At 71.7% G+C, this 18,625-nt stretch carries 16 protein-coding genes; 11 read left to right on the top strand and 5 right to left on the bottom strand.

Going from position 1 to position 18,625, the window contains the following annotated elements:
* Window positions 1-78: 78 nt before the first annotated feature.
* On the top strand, window positions 79-2,310 hold the full coding sequence (locus tag Pta02_RS33355; RefSeq protein ID WP_203878983.1) for an ATP-binding SpoIIE family protein phosphatase: 2,232 nt from the start codon (window positions 79-81) through the stop codon (window positions 2,308-2,310).
* 133 nt (window positions 2,311-2,443) lie between these two features.
* Window positions 2,444-3,232, top strand: a complete 789-nt coding sequence (locus tag Pta02_RS33350; RefSeq protein ID WP_239131427.1) for an alpha/beta fold hydrolase — start codon at window positions 2,444-2,446, stop codon at window positions 3,230-3,232.
* Between the two features lie 25 nt (window positions 3,233-3,257).
* Here the strand turns inward: Pta02_RS33350 and Pta02_RS33345 are convergent, their stop codons facing one another.
* Complete coding sequence (locus Pta02_RS33345) at window positions 3,258-3,419, bottom strand: hypothetical protein (RefSeq protein ID WP_176728366.1); 162 nt, start codon at window positions 3,417-3,419, stop codon at window positions 3,258-3,260.
* A gap of 133 nt (window positions 3,420-3,552) precedes the next feature.
* On the opposite strand from Pta02_RS33345, the gene Pta02_RS33340 reads away from it, so the two are divergent.
* The gene (locus Pta02_RS33340) at window positions 3,553-4,053 is read left to right on the top strand and encodes a hypothetical protein (protein ID WP_203878982.1); all 501 of its coding nucleotides are present in this window, start codon (window positions 3,553-3,555) and stop codon (window positions 4,051-4,053) included.
* On the opposite strand, the gene Pta02_RS33335 is transcribed toward Pta02_RS33340, so the two are convergent.
* Both Pta02_RS33335 and Pta02_RS33330 read right to left on the bottom strand, forming a co-directional pair.
* Window positions 4,050-5,387 (bottom strand): methyl-accepting chemotaxis protein, encoded by a 1,338-nt coding sequence (locus Pta02_RS33335; protein WP_203878981.1) that lies wholly within the window; start codon window positions 5,385-5,387, stop codon window positions 4,050-4,052. The two genes, Pta02_RS33340 and Pta02_RS33335, sit on opposite strands and share 4 nt — an antisense overlap.
* A 108-nt stretch (window positions 5,388-5,495) precedes the next feature.
* Window positions 5,496-6,641, bottom strand: coding sequence for an acyl-CoA dehydrogenase family protein (locus Pta02_RS33330; RefSeq protein ID WP_203878980.1), 1,146 nt, complete (start codon window positions 6,639-6,641; stop codon window positions 5,496-5,498).
* A 288-nt stretch (window positions 6,642-6,929) separates the two neighbouring features.
* Here Pta02_RS33330 and Pta02_RS33325 point away from each other — a divergent pair, with 288 nt between their 5' ends.
* The gene (locus Pta02_RS33325) at window positions 6,930-8,297 is read left to right on the top strand and encodes a hypothetical protein (protein WP_203878979.1); all 1,368 of its coding nucleotides are present in this window, start codon (window positions 6,930-6,932) and stop codon (window positions 8,295-8,297) included.
* Window positions 8,298-8,324: 27 nt separating this feature from the next.
* Window positions 8,325-9,179, top strand: coding sequence for a class F sortase (locus Pta02_RS33320; protein ID WP_203878978.1), 855 nt, complete (start codon window positions 8,325-8,327; stop codon window positions 9,177-9,179).
* A 41-nt stretch (window positions 9,180-9,220) separates the two neighbouring features.
* On the opposite strand, the gene Pta02_RS33315 is transcribed toward Pta02_RS33320, so the two are convergent.
* Window positions 9,221-9,640: a hypothetical protein gene (locus tag Pta02_RS33315; protein WP_203878977.1), complete on the bottom strand. Its 420-nt coding sequence runs from the start codon at window positions 9,638-9,640 to the stop codon at window positions 9,221-9,223.
* A gap of 340 nt (window positions 9,641-9,980) precedes the next feature.
* Here Pta02_RS33315 and Pta02_RS33310 point away from each other — a divergent pair, with 340 nt between their 5' ends.
* The 4 genes from Pta02_RS33310 (at window position 9,981) to Pta02_RS33295 (ending at window position 16,133) form a co-directional block, all read left to right on the top strand.
* Complete coding sequence (locus tag Pta02_RS33310; protein ID WP_203878976.1) at window positions 9,981-10,892, top strand: hypothetical protein; 912 nt, start codon at window positions 9,981-9,983, stop codon at window positions 10,890-10,892.
* A gap of 13 nt (window positions 10,893-10,905) precedes the next feature.
* Window positions 10,906-11,844 carry a class F sortase gene (locus Pta02_RS33305; RefSeq protein ID WP_203878975.1) on the top strand — a complete coding sequence of 313 codons (939 nt, stop codon included), beginning with the start codon at window positions 10,906-10,908 and terminating at the stop codon, window positions 11,842-11,844.
* On the top strand, window positions 11,841-13,505 hold the full coding sequence (locus Pta02_RS33300; RefSeq protein WP_203878974.1) for a DUF2079 domain-containing protein: 1,665 nt from the start codon (window positions 11,841-11,843) through the stop codon (window positions 13,503-13,505). Before Pta02_RS33305 ends, Pta02_RS33300 begins: the two co-directional genes overlap by 4 nt.
* Window positions 13,506-13,856: 351 nt before the next feature.
* Window positions 13,857-16,133, top strand: a complete 2,277-nt coding sequence (locus Pta02_RS33295) for a rhamnogalacturonan lyase family protein (RefSeq protein WP_373872429.1) — start codon at window positions 13,857-13,859, stop codon at window positions 16,131-16,133.
* Window positions 16,134-16,202: 69 nt separating this feature from the next.
* On the opposite strand, the gene Pta02_RS33290 is transcribed toward Pta02_RS33295, so the two are convergent.
* Window positions 16,203-16,802 carry a TetR/AcrR family transcriptional regulator gene (locus Pta02_RS33290; protein ID WP_203878972.1) on the bottom strand — a complete coding sequence of 200 codons (600 nt, stop codon included), beginning with the start codon at window positions 16,800-16,802 and terminating at the stop codon, window positions 16,203-16,205.
* An 89-nt stretch (window positions 16,803-16,891) separates the two neighbouring features.
* Between Pta02_RS33290 and Pta02_RS33285 the strand changes: the two genes are divergently transcribed.
* A complete protein-coding gene (locus Pta02_RS33285) occupies window positions 16,892-17,257 on the top strand; it encodes a DUF4267 domain-containing protein (RefSeq protein ID WP_203878971.1) in 366 nt (121 codons plus the stop codon).
* Window positions 17,258-17,423: 166 nt separating this feature from the next.
* Window positions 17,424-18,569, top strand: coding sequence for an acetyl-CoA C-acetyltransferase (locus Pta02_RS33280; protein WP_203878970.1), 1,146 nt, complete (start codon window positions 17,424-17,426; stop codon window positions 18,567-18,569).
* Window positions 18,570-18,625 lie beyond the last annotated feature (56 nt).

Genomic DNA, 18,625 nt, shown 5'->3' with positions numbered 1-18,625 from the left:
CCACTCCCACGCCGAGACTGCAGCAGGAGCAACCGTGGTTCGCTTTGCGCACAGCCGTCCCCGAGGGGTGGTCGCCGGATGAAGCGGTGGGGGGATCTTTCCCAGGACGCCGCCGACCATCTCTCGGCCGGTGCCGTCCTGGACCAGGCCGAGATGGCCGTGGTCGTCACCGATCGGTTCAGCAACCTCCTCTACTGGAACCCGTTCGCCGAGAGACTGTTCGGCCGGGGAGGGGGGCCGGATTCCGGTGACGGGTCCGACTTCTCCCTGGGGATCATGGAGAAGGACAACCCGCTGGCCGTCGAGCTCGCCAAGCACGTCCTCAAGGGAGGTGTCTGGGAGGGCACCTTCGACGTCAAACGCGCCGACGGGACGATCATCTACGTCCGCGCGCAGGCGGTGCCGATGCGGCACCCCTCGGGGTCGGTGACGGGCATCGTCATCACCGCCCGCGAGGCCATGCGCAGCAACGAGCGGGAGAAGGACCGCTTCGGCCTGCTGGAGCGCATCGGCGAGCGCCTGGCCGGCTCGCTCTACGTCGAGGAGACGCTCAAACGCGTCGCGGAGATGCTCGTCCCGCAGTTCGCCGACCACTGCTTCATCGAGCTGGCGGAGGGCGACCGGCTGATCCGCAGGGTCTCCACCCACGTCCAGGGCTGGAGCCCGCCGCCGGACACCTGGGCCCCGATCGGCGCCGAGATCCGCTATCCGGTGGGGCACTACGCCGAGCTCGCGCTCCGCCGCCAGGAGACGATCCTGGTCGAGGACTTCGCCCAGACCACCTACCCCAGCCCCAGCGAGGGCAGCACCCGGCTGGCCGCCGAGATCGGCATGACCTCCGCCATCGTCGCGCCGCTGTGCGTGCGCGGAGAGACCCTCGGGCTGATGTACCTCGGCCTGTCCAACCTGACCGACCGGCGCAGCCCCCACTACGACACCTTCGACCGCGACTTCGTCGGCGCCATCGCCACCCGGGTCGCGCTGGCGGTGGACAACGCCCTGCTGTTCGAGGAGGAGCGGCACACCGCCGAGTCCTTCCAGAAGCACCTGCTGCCCAGGGCGCTGCCCCAGCTCGACGGCCTGGAGATCGCGGTCCGCTACTTCCCGGCCGCGCCGCTCGCCTCGCACGGCCAGGGCATCCAGACCCAGGTCGGCGGCGACTGGTACGACGTGATCCCCCTGTCGGCGGGCCGGGTCGGCATCGTCATCGGCGACGTCGAGGGCCGGGGCGCCAAGGCCGCCGCGATCATGGGACAGCTCCGGGCCGCGCTGCGCGCCTTCGCCCAGGACGACAAGCCGCCCGCGGAGATCCTCGCCCGGCTCGACGAGTGGACCCGCATCATCGCCACCCCCGAGCAGGACGACAACGGCGAGGACATCAGCGTCCCCCCCATCGTCACCTGCCAGTACCTCGTCTACGACGCGTGGTCGCGCCAGCTGTCCTTCGCCAACGCCGGGCACGCGCCGCCGCTGCTGCTGGTCGACGGCACCTGCGTCGAGCTCGACATCAAGGAGGTCGGCCAGCCCCTGGGCGTGCGCGCCAAGGGGCTCCACGCCGACCTGGTCTACAAGGAGGAGACCCGGACGCTCCCGCCCGGCGCCGCCCTCCTGCTCTACACCGACGGCCTGGTGGACCGCCGTCCCATGCGCGACTCCGGCGAGCGGCCGCCCAGCGACGAGGAGATGCTCGCGCTGCTGTGCGACAAGCTCGTGAAGGTCTCCCGCGACTCGGTCGAGCGCATCGCCGACGCCGCGACGGTGGCGGTGCCCGGTGAGATCGACGACGACATGGCCATCCTGGTGGTCAGGTCCTCGCCCGCCGACCTGGACGTCGAGGAACGCACCTTCCCCGCCCAGCCGATCATGGTCGGCGAGGCGCGGCGGATGGCCGCCGAGGCCTTCGCCGGCTGGAACGTCCCCGAGGAGCGCGCCGAGCTCGCCTGCCTGCTCGTCTCCGAGGTGGTCACGAACGTCGTGCTGCACGCCGCCGGAGCCAGCATCCCGCGCCGTGAGCTGGTGATGGACGGCGGCCTGCCGGGCGGCTTCGAGGACTCCTGGGACATCCCCGGCTTCGACGACGACATCATCAACGACAAGGAGTTCACGCTCCGGCTGCGCCGGGGCGGGGAGTCGGTCTGGGTCGAGGTGTTCGACCAGGACCTGCGCCTTCCCCGCATCCGCAGCGCGGGTGAGAACGACGAGGGCGGCCGCGGCCTCTACCTCGTCGACCAGCTCGCCCGCCGCTGGGGCTCCCGCCCCACCACCGAGGGCAAGGCCGTCTGGTTCGAGATCCCCACCAAGTCCCGCTGACCCCCTCTCCCTTCCGCCGGGCCCGCTTTCCGGTCACGGCGCCGGTACGGCGGTGCGGTGTGCGGGCCGGGACGGCGCCCGTGTGCGGCGGGTGACCCGCAAAGCCCCCCTAGGCTCAGGTGCCGATCGATGCTTGAGTGGATACATGGAGCTGGCCTTCGAACGGCGTGGGGCTGGACCGCCCCTGATCTTGCTGCACGGCATCGGGCACCACTGGCAGGCGTGGCTGCCGGTGCTCGACCGTCTCTCCGCCGAGCGCGACGTGATCGCCGTGGACTTCCCGGGGTTCGGCGTCTCTCCGCCGCTGGCCATCGGCCAGCCGTACACGGCCGAGACGCTCGCCGACTCGATCGAGTCGTTCTGCGGGATGCTCGGCGTCCGCGAGCCCCACGTGGCGGGGAACTCCCTGGGCGGGTACGTGGCCCTGGAGCTCGCCTCCAGGGGTGTGGTCCGCACGGCCACCGCACTCTCCCCGGCGGGCTTCTGGACCAGGGGAGAGCTCCGCTACGCCCAGTCCGTGCTCGGGATGACCCGGATGGCGGCGCTGAACCTCCCGCCCGAGCGGGCCGGGGACCTGATGCGCAACCCGGTCGCCAAGGCGGTGTCGGTGGGCCTGATGGTCGCCCACCCGAGCAGGCTCTCCGACGAGGCGCTCCTGGCCTCCTCGGAGGCCCTGCGCAACGCCGTGGGCTTCGACGAGACGCTTGAGTCGTTCAGCTGGCTGATGCCGCCGGCCCCGCCGAAGACGCCGATCACGATCGCCTGGGGCGAGCACGACCGGCTGCTGCTGCGGCGCCAGGCCGTACGGGCCGCCAAGTGGTCGGGGCAGCGGGTGAAGCTGCTCAAGGGCTGCGGGCACGTGCCGATGAGCGACGACCCGGAGCTGATCGCCAGGGTGCTGCTGGAGTCGTCGGCGGTGTGAGGCGCCTCCCGGCCGCGGGGGCGGGTCAGCGCATGGTCTGTCCCCAGACGGCGAGCATCACGATGATGAACACGATCATCACGCCCGCGTAGGCGACCGGGCCGAACCGCAGCGCCCGGCGCACCCGGTTCAGCCCCCAGGCGAACAGGAACGCCAGGAACACCAGCAGGATCAGTCCGCTGTCCATCGTCACCGCCTCGGGGGAGCCTTCGCTGACCAGTATGCGCCGTCGGGCCGCGATGCGGGCGGGACCGCTCCCGCCCGCACCGTGAACTCGCGGTGGGACGCGGTCCCGCGGATCCGTGGCAGGGTGGGGCCCCGTGAACGGAACGTCGAAGACCGGCGGCCTCGTGCCGGCGGCCGCCCTCGCCCTCGCCCTGGTGCTCTCCGGCTGCTCGGAGGCCGACCCCCCGGCCGCCCCGGCCGCGCCGTCCGCCTCCGGGCCGGCACCGGCCTCACCGGCCCTCTCGGCCGGCACTGACCCCGCTCCCACACCCACGCTCACCGCCTCCGCGTCGCCGAGCCTGAGCGGCACTCCCGCGGGCCGGGGGTTGTACGCCGACCCGGTGGGACAGGTGACCTTCGTCGGCGGGGAGCGGATCAGGGTGGAGCCGGACGACGGCGAGGCGGTCGAGGGCGAGCTGACGCCCTTCACGGTGGTCCTCGACGTGCAGGGCGGGATCTGCGACAAGGGCGAGATCCCGCACAAGTGCAGCGTCGCCCAGCTGAAGAAGGCGCTGAAGGCGGACGTCGCCCTCTACGCCGAGGTCACCGTCAAGGACGGGCTCGTCACGCAGGTCGAGGAGATCGTCAGGAACTAGGGTGCGTCCGGCCCGTTCCCCTCGATGAGCGCCGCCATGACGTACCGGTGGATGCGGCCCACCGCGGCGGGCGGGACGTCGGTGAAGCGCAGGCCGATCTCGGTGCCGCCGTCGGTCACCCGGCGGTGGACGACCTCGGCGCCCAGCGTCAGCGCGCTCTCGCCCTTCAGCGGGATGTCGATCTCGACGAGGGCGCCCTCGCTGAGCGGGACGTCCCGTTCGGCGGCGCAGTGGGCCCCGGACGCGCTCAGGTCGAGCAGCCGGGCGGTGCAGGTGCGATCGGCCGAGCGGATCCGGGCGACGCCGTCGACCGCCGCACGCGGGGAGCCGCGCCGCTCCAGCTGCTCGGTCAGGTCCGTCATGGTGGAGATCCGGTGGATCGCCCGGTCGAGATACTCCTTGAGCAGGTCGACGCTGGAGTTCTGCTGCCGGGTGATGACGCCGACCTGGGCGGCGGCCTCGTCGAGGTCGTTGACGTCGCCGGTCATCTCGGTGAGCGTGCCGGTCATCGCGCCGGCGTTCTCCTCCAGCGACCGGATGATGGCGGTGATCTCGTCGGTCGAGTGGGTCGTCGCCGTGGCCAGCTCCTTGACCTCGTTGGCCACGACGCTGAACCCCTTGCCGGCCTCGCCCGCGCGGACGGCCTCGATCGTGGCGTTGAGCGCCAGCAGGTGGGTCTGGGTGGCCACGCCCGAGATGATGTGGGCGATCCCCTCGACCCTGCGCAGGCTCTCTTCGAGCTGCTCGATGGTGGCGTTGGCCCGGCGCACCTGGTCGACGACGCGCTGGGTGACGACGTCGGTCACGCCGACCCGCTCGTCGATGGTGCCCGCCGTACCGCGCAGTTCGTCGGTCTTGTCCGTCACCACGCGGAGCTCGTCCATGATGGTCGAGACGTTGGCGTCGATCATCTCCTGGGCGCGCCGCCTGGCCTGCCGCTCGTTGAGCTGACGCTCGGCGTACGCGGTGCGCAGGTGCTCCTCCCGCGTGTTCTCGGCGCGCTCCAGCTCCGCCGCCTGCTCGGCCATCATGTCGAGCACGGCGTCGAAGGCCCGGCCCAGCGCGCCGATCTCGCCGCGGTCGCCGGATCGGATCCGCAGGCCGCGGTCACCGGAGACGACGGCCTCGGCGGTACGGCGCAGCGGTCCGACCCGCCGCCGGACCTCGTGGCGGACCAGGGCCGCCACCGCCCCGGCCAGGAGCACCGCCGTGACCACGGTCAGAACGGACGCGGCGGTGGAGGCCCCGCGCAGGGCCATGAAGGCGAGCAGGGCGACCAGGAGGGCGACGGCCCCCGCCGGGGGAGAGGCCGCCCACGGACGTCTGAGTTTCACGGCGGTCTTATCGGGCGGCGAGGGCCCGCCATGAGCCGAAATCTCCGGCCGGTCTCACCGACCTGCGCGTGAGCCCTCGCGAACCCCGTGCGAGCCGTCGCGAACCCCTCAGAAACCGAAGGACCGGCCGATGATCTCCTTCATGATCTCGGTGGTGCCGCCGTAGATGGTCTGCACCCGGCTGTCGATCCAGGCCTTGGCGACGGGGTACTCCATCATGTAGCCGTAGCCGCCGTGGAGCTGGAGGCAGCGGTCGATGACCTTGGTCTGCAGCTCGGTGGTCCACCACTTGGCCTTGGCGGCGTCCACGACGCTGAGCTGCCCGGCGTTCAGGGCGCGGATGCACTTGTCCACATAGTGCCGGGCGATCTCGACCTCGGTGTCCAGCTCGGCCAGGACGAACCGGGTGTTCTGGAAGGTGCCGATGTTCCGTCCGAAGGCCTTGCGGCTCTTGCAGTACTCGATGGTCGTCGCCAGGACGGTCTCGGCGGCGGCCACGGCCGCCACGGCGATCGACAGGCGCTCCTGCGGCAGGTTGGTCATGAGCTGGAAGAAGCCCTGGCCCTCCTGCCCGCCGAGCAGGTTGGCGGCCGGGACCCGCACGTCCTCGAAGAACAGCTCGGCGGTGTCCTGGGCCTTCATGCCGATCTTCTCGAGGTTGCGGCCCCGGGTGAAGCCCTCCGCGCCGCGCTCCACGACCAGCAGGGAGATGCCCCGGGCGCCCTCCTCCGGGTTGGTCTTGGCCACGACCACGACCAGGTCGGAGTTGATGCCGTTGGTGATGAAGGTCTTCTGGCCGTTGAGGACGTAGTGGTCGCCCTCCCGCCGGGCGGTGGTCCGCACCCCCTGCAGGTCGCTGCCCGCCCCCGGCTCGGTCATCGCGACCGCCGTGATCAGCTCGCCGCTCGCGAACCCGGGCAGCCAGCGGGCCTTCTGCTCGTCGTCCGTCGTGTCGACGAAGTACGGCGCCATGACGTCGTTGTGCAGAGAGAAGCCGAGCCCGGACGCCCCGATCCGGATGATCTCCTCGACGATGACGGCGTTGTAGCGGAAGTCGGTGATCCCCGCGCCGCCGAACTCCTCCGGCACCCCGAAGCCGAACATCCCGATCTCGCCGGCCTTCTTCCACACCTCGCGGGGGACGATGCCGTCCTTCTCCCACTGTTCGTGGTGGGGTGCGACCTCCCGGGCCAGGAACTCGCGCACGGTCTCCCGGAAGAGGTCGTGCTCCTCGTCGAAGAGGTCTCGCTGCATTGACTGCCTCCTACTCGGTCTCGCGAACAGAATACGATTCTGTTACCTGGAGGTACAGGCGCCCGGCGGTTTCCGTGGAGGCTTTGGATCGTGCCGAGATCACAACTCCATGACAGTGCCCTGCGAGCTCCGCCGTCTCCATGCGGAGCAGGACCGAGGACCACTACGATCCGACCTGGTTGTGATGGAATGACCAGTTTTGTCTCTCGGTGCTGGTGAGCGGAGTTTCCAGTGGTGCGGTTGGGAGCAGGGCTCCGTGCGGCTGTCGCGGTTTCGACCCTGGGTCTGTTGAGTGGCGCGTTCGTCGTGCTGTCGTCCGGTACGGCCGCCGCCAACAACGCCGAGTTGGTCGTGGACTACCGGTGCACCAGCGGTGCCGAGGGCATCGCGCGCAACGGCTCGGTGGACCTGCGGACCACGGTGTCGATCCCCACCACGCTCTCGGTGGGGCAGCCCCTCAGCATCGGCTGGACGATCGGCTACAAGCCGGGCACCTCCCGGTTCGGCTCGCCGGACTACTTCGCCGCCCAGGGCAAGGTCTCGGTCATCGGGAACCTGCAGCTGTCCGGGGGCTGGGTCGGCGTGCTCCAGCCGACCGGGAGCCTCACGCAGGCCGGGCCGCTGCAGCCGGGCACCGTACTGGAACTCCCTCCGTCGATCTCCGACTCCGCGCACACCGACCGGGCGGCGAAGGTCAAGATCACTCCCCAGAGGCTGTACGTGGACTTCACCCCGCCGGAGGGCGAGGTCATGGTCAACGACGACGACTCCCGGGTGAAGTACTTCCCGTTCCCCGGCAACTGGTACGACCTGAACGACCAGCCGCCGAACGCCAACGACCACCACCACGACCTCCACCGGACGAACACCCCCGGGGCCAGCGCCTCCTTCGATTTCACCGGCACCGGGATCGAGTACGTCGCCCGGCGGGACAAGGACGCGGGCCGGGTCTTCTTCAAGATCGACGGCCAGGTGGCCACGCCGTCCTACATCGACGCCTCCAAGGAGCCCAACGGCGACCCGACGAACTCCTCCACCGAGGGCGGGCAGACGCTGTGGAGCTTCCGCGGCCTCGACTACGGCAAGCACACCATCGAGATCTTCGATGACGGCACCGACGACAAGTGGACGCAGCTCGACGCCTTCCGGGTGATCACCGAGGAGCTGCCGAGCCCGCCGCCGCAGTACCGGGCCACCTGCGTGCTGATCAGCGCGCCGGTCTCGGTGGACGTCACCATCTCCGACGCCCCCACCGCGACCCCGACGAACACGACCACCGCGTCCCCGACGGGCACGTCGAGCCCGACCGGCACGTCGAGCCCGACCGGCACGTCGAGCCCGACGGGGTCCGGCTCCCCCTCGCCCAGCGGCAGCAACAAGAGCAGCTCCTCGCCCTCCGCGAGCTCGTCGGCGGCGGGGACGACCCCCAAGCCGACCATCACCGTGACCGCGGTCGTCACGCCCACCCGGGCGACGCCCACCACCCCGCAGGTCACCGTGATCCCGCAGGGCGGCGCGGACACCGGTGTGGGACCCGAGCAGGAGCGCCCGGGCCTCGCGCTCGTCGGCGCGGGGTCGGCGATGGCCCTGGGCAGCGTGCTCGGGGGAGTGGCGCTCAAGCGGCGCAGGTCGGCGCACACGGGCGGCCGGGGATAGGCACCGGGACAGGCAGGAGCCTCAGGAATGCATCCAGGACCTTCGTACGGCGGCCATGACCCCTACCAGGGGCAGACGCCTCCGCCCAAGCCCAGGCGGAGCCTCATGCTGCCGGCGTTGCTGGTGGCCGGGTCGCTCGGCGGGGTGGCCCTGGTGATGGCCGGGCTGCTGGCCTATCTCGGCCCTGTCTCGGACGAGGAGGTCTACGGACCCCCGGTCCCGCAGGCCGCCGTGCAGGAGAACGCGCCGGGGCAGGTCCAGCCGGTCGACCCCGGCCGGCAGCCGCAGAACGTGAGCGCGGTGGTCCCGCCGGCCGAGGTGGGGCCCGGCGGGCCGGACGTCCCGCTGACCGCCGCCGCCCCCACGGCGGCGCCCCCGCTGCCCGTCGTGACGCCGCCGCCGCCGCTCAAGACCGCCAAGGCCACCAACCCCAGGAAGCTGGCCATCCCGAAGATCGGCGTGATGACCACGCTGACGGCGCTCGGGACCGACGCCAAGGGCAGGGTGCAGACGCCTCCGCTGAGCAGGCCCCAGCTGGCGGGCTGGTACAGGCACGGCCCCATCCCGGGCCAGCAGGGTCCCTCGGTCATCCTCGGCCACGTCAACGCCAACGGTAAGGCGGGGGTCTTCAGCCGCCTGCGCGAGATCAGGCGCGGAGACAAGATCAAGGTGTCGCGCACCGACGGGGCCGTCGTGGAGTTCACCGTCGACGGGGTCGAGCAGGTGAGCAAGACGGCGTTCCCGTCCAAGCGGGTCTACGGCAACACGGGTGAGGCCACCCTGCGCCTGATCACCTGCGGTGGCGTCTACAACCCCAAGACCCGCCACTACACCGACAACATCATCGTCTACGCGACCCTGTCGGCCACCCGCCGCGCCTGACCCGCCCGCCCGGCCGGCGGCGGGGGCCGGGACGGTCGGGGTCAGTCGCGGGAGAGCTCCTCCAGCACCAGGCCGGTGCCGATGCCCAGCAGCCAGACGTCCTTGGCGACGCCCAGGCCCTGGTGGGTGGGGCGCAGGCTGCCCTCCTCGCGCATGCCCGGGGTCTTCAGGTACAGGCCCATCAGGCCGCCGGAGAAGGCGGTGAGCGCGGCGCCCGCGAGTGCGGAGGGCACCAGGGGGATCATCAGGGCGGCGCCGAGGGCGATCTCGGCCCTCGACAGCAGCCGGGTGAAGTCCTGCGGGTCCATGTCCTTCAGGAAGGGATAGGCGCCCGAGGCCATCCCGTGGAGCTGGGCCGCGGTCTCCTTGTCCGCGGACGCCTTGGTCAGGCCGGAGTTGAGAATGATCGAACCGGCGGCGATCCGCGCCGGCATCTGGTGCAGGCGGGCCAGGAACCTCATGAGTCCTCACAGTGGTTTCGGCAGGGCGGGCTGGCAGGACGGGCGAGGGGACCGAGACCAGCCCTTCCCCGCTTTTCGCGGGGCTACCGGGTATCGCCCGCTTTTTTGGGAAAGTGGGAGCCCTCCGCCGGGTCGCATGCGCGCAGTCGTGGCCGCTGAGGGGCCGTCCCCCACCCGGAGAAACGGTCGTCCTGGGACGTGAGAGAATTTATGCCCGTTTTGCCGAGAGGCTCCCGCTTATTACCGGGGCTTCATAGGATCTAGGGCGGACCGTGACCATCGGCTGGAATCGTGGGTAGTGACCCAGGCCGGTCAATCGCACCGAAATGGAGAAGAGACCGTGCTGAAGCCCAAGACGCGAGGACGCGTCATGGCCAAGACGGCGGCCATCGCGGTGGTGGGGGCAGGCGTGCTTTTCGGGGCCGTTCCGGCACTCGCCTCTCTGGTGGCGGTGCCCAAGCCGGTCACCTATGACTGTGCCACCTCCGCGGGCGCGACGACCGCCTACCGGATCCAGATGGACCTGACCGGTCCCGCCAACCCGGCTCCCAGCTCGACGATCGTCGCGACCTGGAAGATCGGCCCCTCGGCCTCACCCGGTATGACCGCCGCCTCGGCGATCCCCTCCGGCGAGCGCATCGCCGTCGAGGCCGACGTGCTGGTCACCGGCAGCCCCGTCCCCTCGGAGCTGCGTTCGGTCGGGGCCACGGGGACCGCCTCGGCGATCGCGGCCGGATCCACGATCCAGCCGCCCAACGTGCTGATCACGATGACCCCGACCGCGACCGGCGTCATCGGGATCCAGCCCGACGGGTTCACGCTCTACCTGGCGCCGACGGCCGGCGCCCCCGCGGGCACGGAGGGCGAGCTGCTCACCTGCACCGTGGCCACGACCGCCTCGGCCGAGGCCTCTGCGGCGGCGCTGCTGATCACCGTGAAGCCCTCGACCGCGAACACGAACACCGGGACGCCGACCCCGACGAACACGAGCACGAACACCGGGACGCCGACTCCGACCCCGACGAACACCAGGGCGTCGGTGAAGCCGACGATCACCGTCTACGAGACGGTGACGGCCAGCAGCACCAGGACGCGCCAGATCGAGCGGACCCCCGGCGGAGGGGCCGCCACCGGCGGAGGCGGGGACGCGGGGCCGGACGCCCGGGTGATCATTCTGAGCGGGACGCTGATGGTGGCGGGCGCGGCGGTCGGCGGCATGGTGCTGCGGCGCCGTACGGCGGCCCGAGGTTGATCGAGGCGAGACGATGACCACGCCGACCCCGGACGACCGGCGGCCGCGACCTCCCGCGGGAGGCGGTGGGCCCGCCGGGCCCGCGCAGCCGTACGGGCACCCGCGGCCCGGCCGTGCGCAGCCGGGGGCCTTCCCGCCGGGCCGTCCCCGGCCGGGCGCCGTGCCGCCGGGCCACCCGCGGCCGGTCCCCGGCTATCCGATCGCCGCCTACCGGCAGCCCGGGTATGAGCAGCCCTACGACGACCCGGGCGACAGCGGCAGGACGCTGCGCTCGGTGCTGATCCTGGCGGCGATCGCCGGGGTGGTCACGGTGCTGGTCGGCGTGTTCTACATGGCGGCCTCACCCGAGCAGTACGGCCTGGCCGACGAGCGCTCCGCGCTGCCGCCGCGGGCCCAGCAGAACGCCGCCGCGCCCGGGCAGCCGTACTTCCAGGCGCCCCCGACCGCGCCGCCGCCGCAGCCGACGGTTCCCGCGGCCCCGGCGATGCTGCCCTCGACCCCGATGCGGCTGGTCATCCCGCGGCTCGGCGTCGACGCGCCGATCAAGTCGGTCGGACTCGACAAGAAGGGGGCCATCGAGGTGCCGCCGGTCGGCGATCCCAACCTCGTCGGCTGGTACCGCGAGGGACCCACGGCGGGCGAGGCCGGGCCGGCGATCATGCTGGGCCACAAGGACACCAGGTCGGGCAGCGCGGTGTTCAGCCGCCTGGACGAGATCCGCAACGGCGATGTCATCGAGGTGCACCGGAAGGACGGGACGATCGCGGTGTTCACCGTGGGAGGGCTGGAACAGGCCGACAAGTCGGTGTTCCCGACGCAGCGGGTGTACGGCGAGTCGCGCGCCCCGCAGCTCCACCTGATCACGTGCGGCGGGATCTACGACCGCTCGAGCGGCCACTACACCGACAACGTCATCGCCTACGCGACGATGACGAGCACCCGTCCGGCATGAGCGCGGGTACCGCGTCCGGCGCCGGGAAGACGGAAGCCGGGACTGAGACCGAGGCCGGGACCGACGCCGGGATCAAGGAGACCGAGACCGAGGCCGGGACCGGGGAAGCCGGGAAGACCGAGGCCGGGAAGGCCGAGGACGGGGCCGGGCCCGGGCGGGACGGGGAGGACGGGCAGGCCGGGACCGCCGAGGGCGCCGACGAGCCGGTGGACGAGAGGGCTCCGCGGTTCCGGTGGCGGCGGCCGCACGCCCTGGTGCTGGGCGCGATCGTCACGGTGGCCGCGACCGCCTACGCCGTGCTCGGCCTGGTCAAGCTGGGCACCTTCCGGGCCAGCATCTTCGACCTGGTCATCTTCGACCAGGCCGTGCGCGGCTATGCGGGCTTCGGGCTCCCGGTGGAGCCCTCGGTCGGCATGTTCTACGGCCGCGGCATGGACTTCGTCCAGCTCGCCGACCACTTCTCGCCGATCGTGGTCCTGCTGGCCCCGCTGTACTGGATCCACGACGGACCGGAGACGCTGATCATCGCGCAGGCGGTGCTGCTGGCGCTGGCCGCGATCCCGATCTGGCGCTTCGCCGAGCGCCGTCTCGGCGCGTCCTGCGCGCACCTGGTCGCGGTGGCCTACGTGGTGTCGTGGCCGGTGGCGCAGACCGCCGGGTTCGACTTCCACGAGGCGGCCTTCGCCCCGCTGCTGACCGCGATCATGATTGAGCGCTTCGACGCCGGCAGGAAGCTGCCCGGGTTCCTGGCCGCGCTCGCGCTGCTGCTGGTCAAGGAGGACATGGGCCTGCTCGTCGCGGCCTTCGGCGTCTACCTGTTCTGCACCCGGCGGCGGCTGGAGGGGGCCGCGCTCGTCTCGTTCTCCCTCGGCGCTCTGGTGATGATCCGCAACGTGCTGATGCCGATGGCGGGCTCGGGGGAGGGCGGCTTCCACTGGGCCTACGGTCAGTGGGGGGCGACCCTGGGGGAGGTCGCCCTGGGCCTGGCCCGCGACCCGCTCGGCGCGCTGTGGCAGTTCGTCAGCCCCGAGATCAAGGTGGACACCCTCGCCTTCCTGCTGTGGCCGCTGCTGCTGACCGCGCTGTTCTCGCCGCTCACCCTGGTGGCGCTCCCGATGATCGCCGAGCGGTTCCTGGGCGACCGTACGCAGTGGTGGGGACCCGACTACCACTACAACGCCTTCATCGTGGCCATCCTGTTCTGCGCGGCGGTGGACGGCGTGGACCGGCTCGGCAGGCTGCTGGCGAAGCGGTTCGGCAAGCGGCTGCGCGGCTGGTCCCCGGCCCGCAACTGGGCGGTCGCCGTCTGCGTGATCGGCATCACGCTGATCCCCCGCTTCCAGCTGGGCAACCTCGTCGAGTGGTCCTTCTACGAGGGCGAGCCGCACGTCGCGGCCGCCCGGCAGGCGGCGCAGACGGTCCCGGACGGGGTGATCGTGGAGGCGGTCAACAGCGTCGGCCCGGCGCTGACCTCGCGGACGACGGTGCTGCTGTGGGGCATGCAGCCGTACGGCTCGCCGTGGATCGTGGCCGACGTGGACCGCTGGAGCTATCCCTTCCCCTCCCACGACCAGCAGCGCGAACGGGTCGAGGGCGCCCTGCGCGAGGGATACCGGAAGGTCTTCGAGCGCGACGGCTACGTCGTGCTGCACCGGCCGTGAGGCCGCGGCCCGGCGCCGCCGTACCGCCCGTGAGGCCGCCGTAACGGCTGGAAGACCGCGTTCCGGCGCTTCCGCTTTAAAGCGTTCGCCCTCCCGGAGCGGTCGTCCCGATCCGGGGGCCGCCCTGCGCCGGACGGTCACCGGGTTGTAAGTTTCACGGCCGCTCGCCGCCGCCTCGGTGCCGATGCAGCGCTCTGACCTGGGATGCCACGGGCGAGATGGGCGCCGGTACCGGAGGCGGGACGCGGTCCCGGTTGACGCTCCCGCGGGCGCCGCCCTACGGTCTGGGCGTTTTCCCGTCCCCGTCCCCGGCGTCTGAGATCGGAACCGGAAATGAAACGTTTCAATCCCTTGGGAACCAGGCGTCGCAGAGCGATCGCCGTCGCCGCGGTCGTCGCCGCGGCGGTGGGAGCGGCCGGAGCCGGGCAGGCCACCGCCCAGGCGGCCGCCGGTTGCCGGGTGGGCTACGCGGTGTCCGCCCAGTGGCAGGGCGGATTCACCGCGGACGTCAGGATCACCAACCTGGGCGACCCCGTCGACGGCTGGACGCTCACCTGGAGCTTCACCGGGGGACAGAAGGTCACCCAGGCGTGGAGCGCGACGGTGGGCCAGAGCGGCGCGCAGGTGAGCGCCGAGGACGCCGGCTACAACGCGGCCATCGCCACCGGGGCCACGGTGGCGTTCGGGTTCAACGGCTCGTGGGAGGGTTCGGCCAACCCCGTCCCCGCCTCCTTCGCCCTCAACGGCGTCACCTGCACCGGGACGGCCACCCCGACCGCGACCCCGACCGCGACCCCGACCGTCACTCCCACCGCGACCCCGACCGCGACCCCGACGGTGACTCCCACGGCGACCCCGACGGTGACGCCGACGACGATCCCGGCCGGCGCCAAGCAGGTCGAGGACCTGGACCGCGGCCTGATCAGCGTGCGCTCCGGCAGCGGCAACCTGGTCTCGTGGCGGCTGCTGGGCACGGAGTCCGCCTCGACCGGCTTCAACCTCTACCGCGGTGCCACGAAGGTCAACGCCACGCCGATCACCGGCTCCACCAACCACCTGGACGCGGGAGCCGCCGCCGACGCCTCCTACACGGTGCGGGCCGTCGCGGGCGGTGCCGAGCAGGCCGCCTCCGCCCCGTCGCTGCGGTTCGGCAACGGCTATCTGGACGTGCCGATCCAGCCGCCGTCCGGCGGCACCACCCCGGACGGGGTCGCCTACACCTACGCCGCCAACGACGCGAGCGTCGGCGACCTGGACGGCGACGGGCAGTACGAGTTCGTGCTGAAGTGGGACCCGTCCAACGCCAAGGACAACTCCCAGTCCGGTTACACCGGCAACGTCTACGTCGACGCCTACAGGCTCGACGGCACCCGGATGTGGCGCGTCGACCTGGGCCGCAACATCCGGGCCGGGGCGCACTACACCCAGTTCCAGGTCTACGACTACGACGGCGACGGGAAGGCCGAGGTGGCGATGAAGACCGCCGACGGCACCCGCGACGGCCGCGGCACGGTGATCGGCTCCTCCTCCGCCGACCACCGCAACTCCTCCGGCTACGTCCTGGCCGGGCCGGAGTACCTGACCATGTTCAACGGCCAGACCGGCGCGGCGATGTCCACGGTGAACTACGACCCGCCGCGCGGGACCGTCTCCTCCTGGGGCGACTCCTACGGCAACCGGGTGGACCGCTTCCTGGCCGGCACGGCCTACCTGGACGGGCAGCGCCCCTCGCTGATCATGTCGCGCGGCTACTACACCCGCGCGGTGATCGCCGCCTGGGACTTCCGCAACGGCACCCTGACCAAGCGCTGGACCTTCGACTCCAACGGCAGCACGACCTACGCCGGGCAGGGCAACCACGCCCTGACGATCGGCGACGTGGACGCCGACGGCAGGGACGAGATCGTCTTCGGCGCCGCCGCCGTCGACGACAACGGCTCGCCGCTGTGGAACACCCGCCACGGCCACGGTGACGCGGCGCACCTGGGCGACCTGGACCCGTCCCGGGCCGGCCTGGAGTACTTCAAGGTGAGCGAGGACTCCTCCAAGCCGGGATCGTGGTTCGCCAGCGCCCGCACCGGCCAGGTGCTGTGGTCCACCGCCTCCGGCGGCGACAACGGCCGCGGCGTCTCGGCCGACATCTGGGCCGGGAGCCCGGGGGCGGAGTCGTGGTCGGCGATGGACACCACGCTGCGCAGCACCACCGGCGCGTCCCTGGGCCGGGAGCCCTCCTCGATCAACTTCCTGGCCTGGTGGGACGCCGACCCGGTGCGCGAGCTGGTGGACGCCACGCGCGTCGACAAGTACGGCACCGGCGGGGAGACCCGGCTGCTGACCGCCTCCGGCGTGCACTCCAACAACGGCACCAAGTCCACCCCGTCGCTCTCGGGCGACCTGTTCGGCGACTGGCGCGAGGAGGTCGTCTGGCCCACGGGCGACAACACCGCCCTGCGCGTCTACAGCACGCCCCACCAGACGACCCGTCGCATCCACACCCTGATGCACGACCCGCAGTACCGGGTCGCGATCGCCTGGCAGAACACCGCCTACAACCAGCCGCCGCACCCGTCGTTCTTCATCGGCGACGGCATGGCCACCCCGTCGCAGCCCAAGGTCTACGTGCGCTGACGAGGCCCGCGGTTCCCGCCCGGCGGCGCCGGGCGGGAACCGTCCGCTTCTCCGCCGGGCGCGGAGGCGTCAAAGCGGGTGACCGGAGTCCGCGGGTTCGCGGGTGAAGCACGCGAGCAGGAGCGCGAGCCTGCGGTCGTGCTGCCCGCGCGGGAGCCGGCCGCCGCGCGTCAGCGTCACCAGGCCGTGCAGAGCGGCCCAGAAGGCCTCGGTCAGCAGACCCGGGTCCGCGCCGTCCGCGTGCGGGCCGACGGCCTGGGCGAGTTCGTCGAACCCCGCGTGCAGGGCGGCCGGAGCCTCGGGTGCGGCGAAGGGCAGGTCCACCTTCTGGCTGAACATGGCGTCGTAGAGGGCCGGTCGCCGCTCGGCGAACGCCACGTAGGCGGCACTGATCCGGGCGAGGGCGCGGGCGGCGTCCGGCGCCGCGGTCCGGGCCGCGCGCAGCTCGGCGGCCAGGTCGGCGAAGCCCTCCAACGCGACGGCCGTCATGATCGCGTCCTTGCCCTTGAAGTGGCTGTAGAGGACCGGCTGACTGTACTCGACCCGCTCGGCCAGCCGCCGCGTGGTCACCGCCTCCCAGCCCTCGGCCTCGGCCAGCTCCCGGGCCGCCGTGATGATCATCTTCTCCCGCTGTGCGCGTTCGCGTTCCCTGCGCTCCTGGATCGACATGCTTTGAAATCTAGCACCGCTAGCGTAAATATCTGCGCTCTGCTAGCTTCGTTCTTGTCCCTAGCACTGCTAGCAACGCGGAGACGCACATGCTCACCACCCTCGCCTACGGTCTCGCCCTCGCCATCAACCTGCTGTGCCTGGTCATCGGGGCCAATTTCCTGCGCGCGCCGTACGCCGCCGCCGCGGGCTACGGCGTCCCCGCCGAGACGGATCGCGCGTATCTGACGATCAAGGGCCTGCGCGACGGCACCTACGGCCTGGTCGGCCTGGCCCTGCTGGCCTTCGTCGGCGCCCAGGCCGAGGCCTGGTTCCTGCTCGTCGCCGCCCTGCTCCCGTTCGGCGACACTCTGATCGTGCTGCGCAACGGCGGCACCAAGGCGGTCGCGTTCGGCATCCACTTCGCCACCGCCGTGACCATGCTGGCCGGCGCCGCCCTGCTCTTCGCCGTCTGACCGGACACCGCTCTCGTAGGGCGGGCGGGGGCGTGAGGGCCGCTCGCGCGGCTGTTGCGGGCATCACAATCCACCGTTCCGGGGAGGGCGTGGACGGATGTTCTGTTGTAACCTCCTACTGACCGAACATTGCTCGGTTTCATAGGGACGGGACCCAGGAGGCACTGTGGCAGAGGCGTACATCGTCGGGGCGGTCCGTACCCCGGTCGGCAAGAAGAAGGGCGGCCTGTCCACCGTCCACCCCACGGATCTGGCCGCGCACACGCTCAAGGCCCTGATCGAGCGCACGGGCGTCGACCCCTCCGCGGTGGAAGACGTGATCATGGGCTGCGTCATGCAGTTCGGCCCGCAGAGCATGGACATCGCCCGCAACGCGTGGCTGTCGGCCGGGCTCCCCGAGAGCGTGGCCGGCGTGACCATCGACCGTCAGTGCGGCTCCTCCCAGCAGTCGATCCACTTCGCGGCCCAGGGCGTCATGTCCGGCACCCAGGACCTCGTGGTGGCCGCGGGCGTGGAGTCCATGAGCATCGTCCCCATGGGGTCGAGCATCACCGCCGCGCTGGAGAAGGGCATGCCCTTCCCGTTCGGCGAGGGATGGGTCGAGCGGTACGGCAAGCAGGAGATCTCCCAGTTCCGCGGCGCCGAGCTGATGTGCGAGAAGTGGGACCTGCCGCGCGAGGAGCTGGAGCGCTTCGCCTACGAGAGCCACCAGCGGGCGGCCAAGGCCGTGGCCAACGGCTACTTCAAGGACCAGATCGCCCCGGTCAACGGCGTCGAGGACGACGAGGGCCCGCGTCCGGACAGCACGCTGGAGAAGATGGCCGAGCTGAAGACCCTGCGCGAGGGCGGACGGATCACCGCCGCCACCTCCTCGCAGATCTCCGACGGCTCGGGCGCGGTCCTGATCGCCTCCGAGCAGGCTGTGCGCGACCACGGCCTGACCCCGCGCGCCCGCATCGTCACCCTGGCCCTGACCGGCGACGACCCGGTCTACATGCTGACCGCGCCGATCCCGGCGACCCAGAAGGCGCTGAAGAGGTCCGGCCTGTCGATCGAGGACATCGACGTCACCGAGATCAACGAGGCGTTCGCCCCGGTCCCGCTGGCGTGGATCAAGGAGATCGGCGCCGACCCGGCGAAGGTCAACCCGAACGGCGGCGCGATCGCCCTGGGCCACCCGCTGGGCGGCACCGGCGCGATCCTGATGACCAAGCTCCTGCACGAGCTGGAGCGCACCGGCGGCCGCTACGGCCTGCAGACGATGTGCGAGGGCGGCGGCCAGGCCAACGTCACCGTCATCGAGCGGCTCTGAGCGGTTCGAAGCCGAGCGGCGCCGGGGCTGGCGGGCTCCCGGCGCCGCCCGTCACC

This window comes from Paraplanobispora takensis, assembly GCF_016863195.1.
Classification (GTDB): Bacteria; Actinomycetota; Actinomycetes; order Streptosporangiales; family Streptosporangiaceae; genus Planobispora; species Planobispora takensis.
The sequence above is the reverse complement of the archived record's forward strand: the minus strand, read 5'-3'. Positions and strand labels throughout refer to the sequence as shown.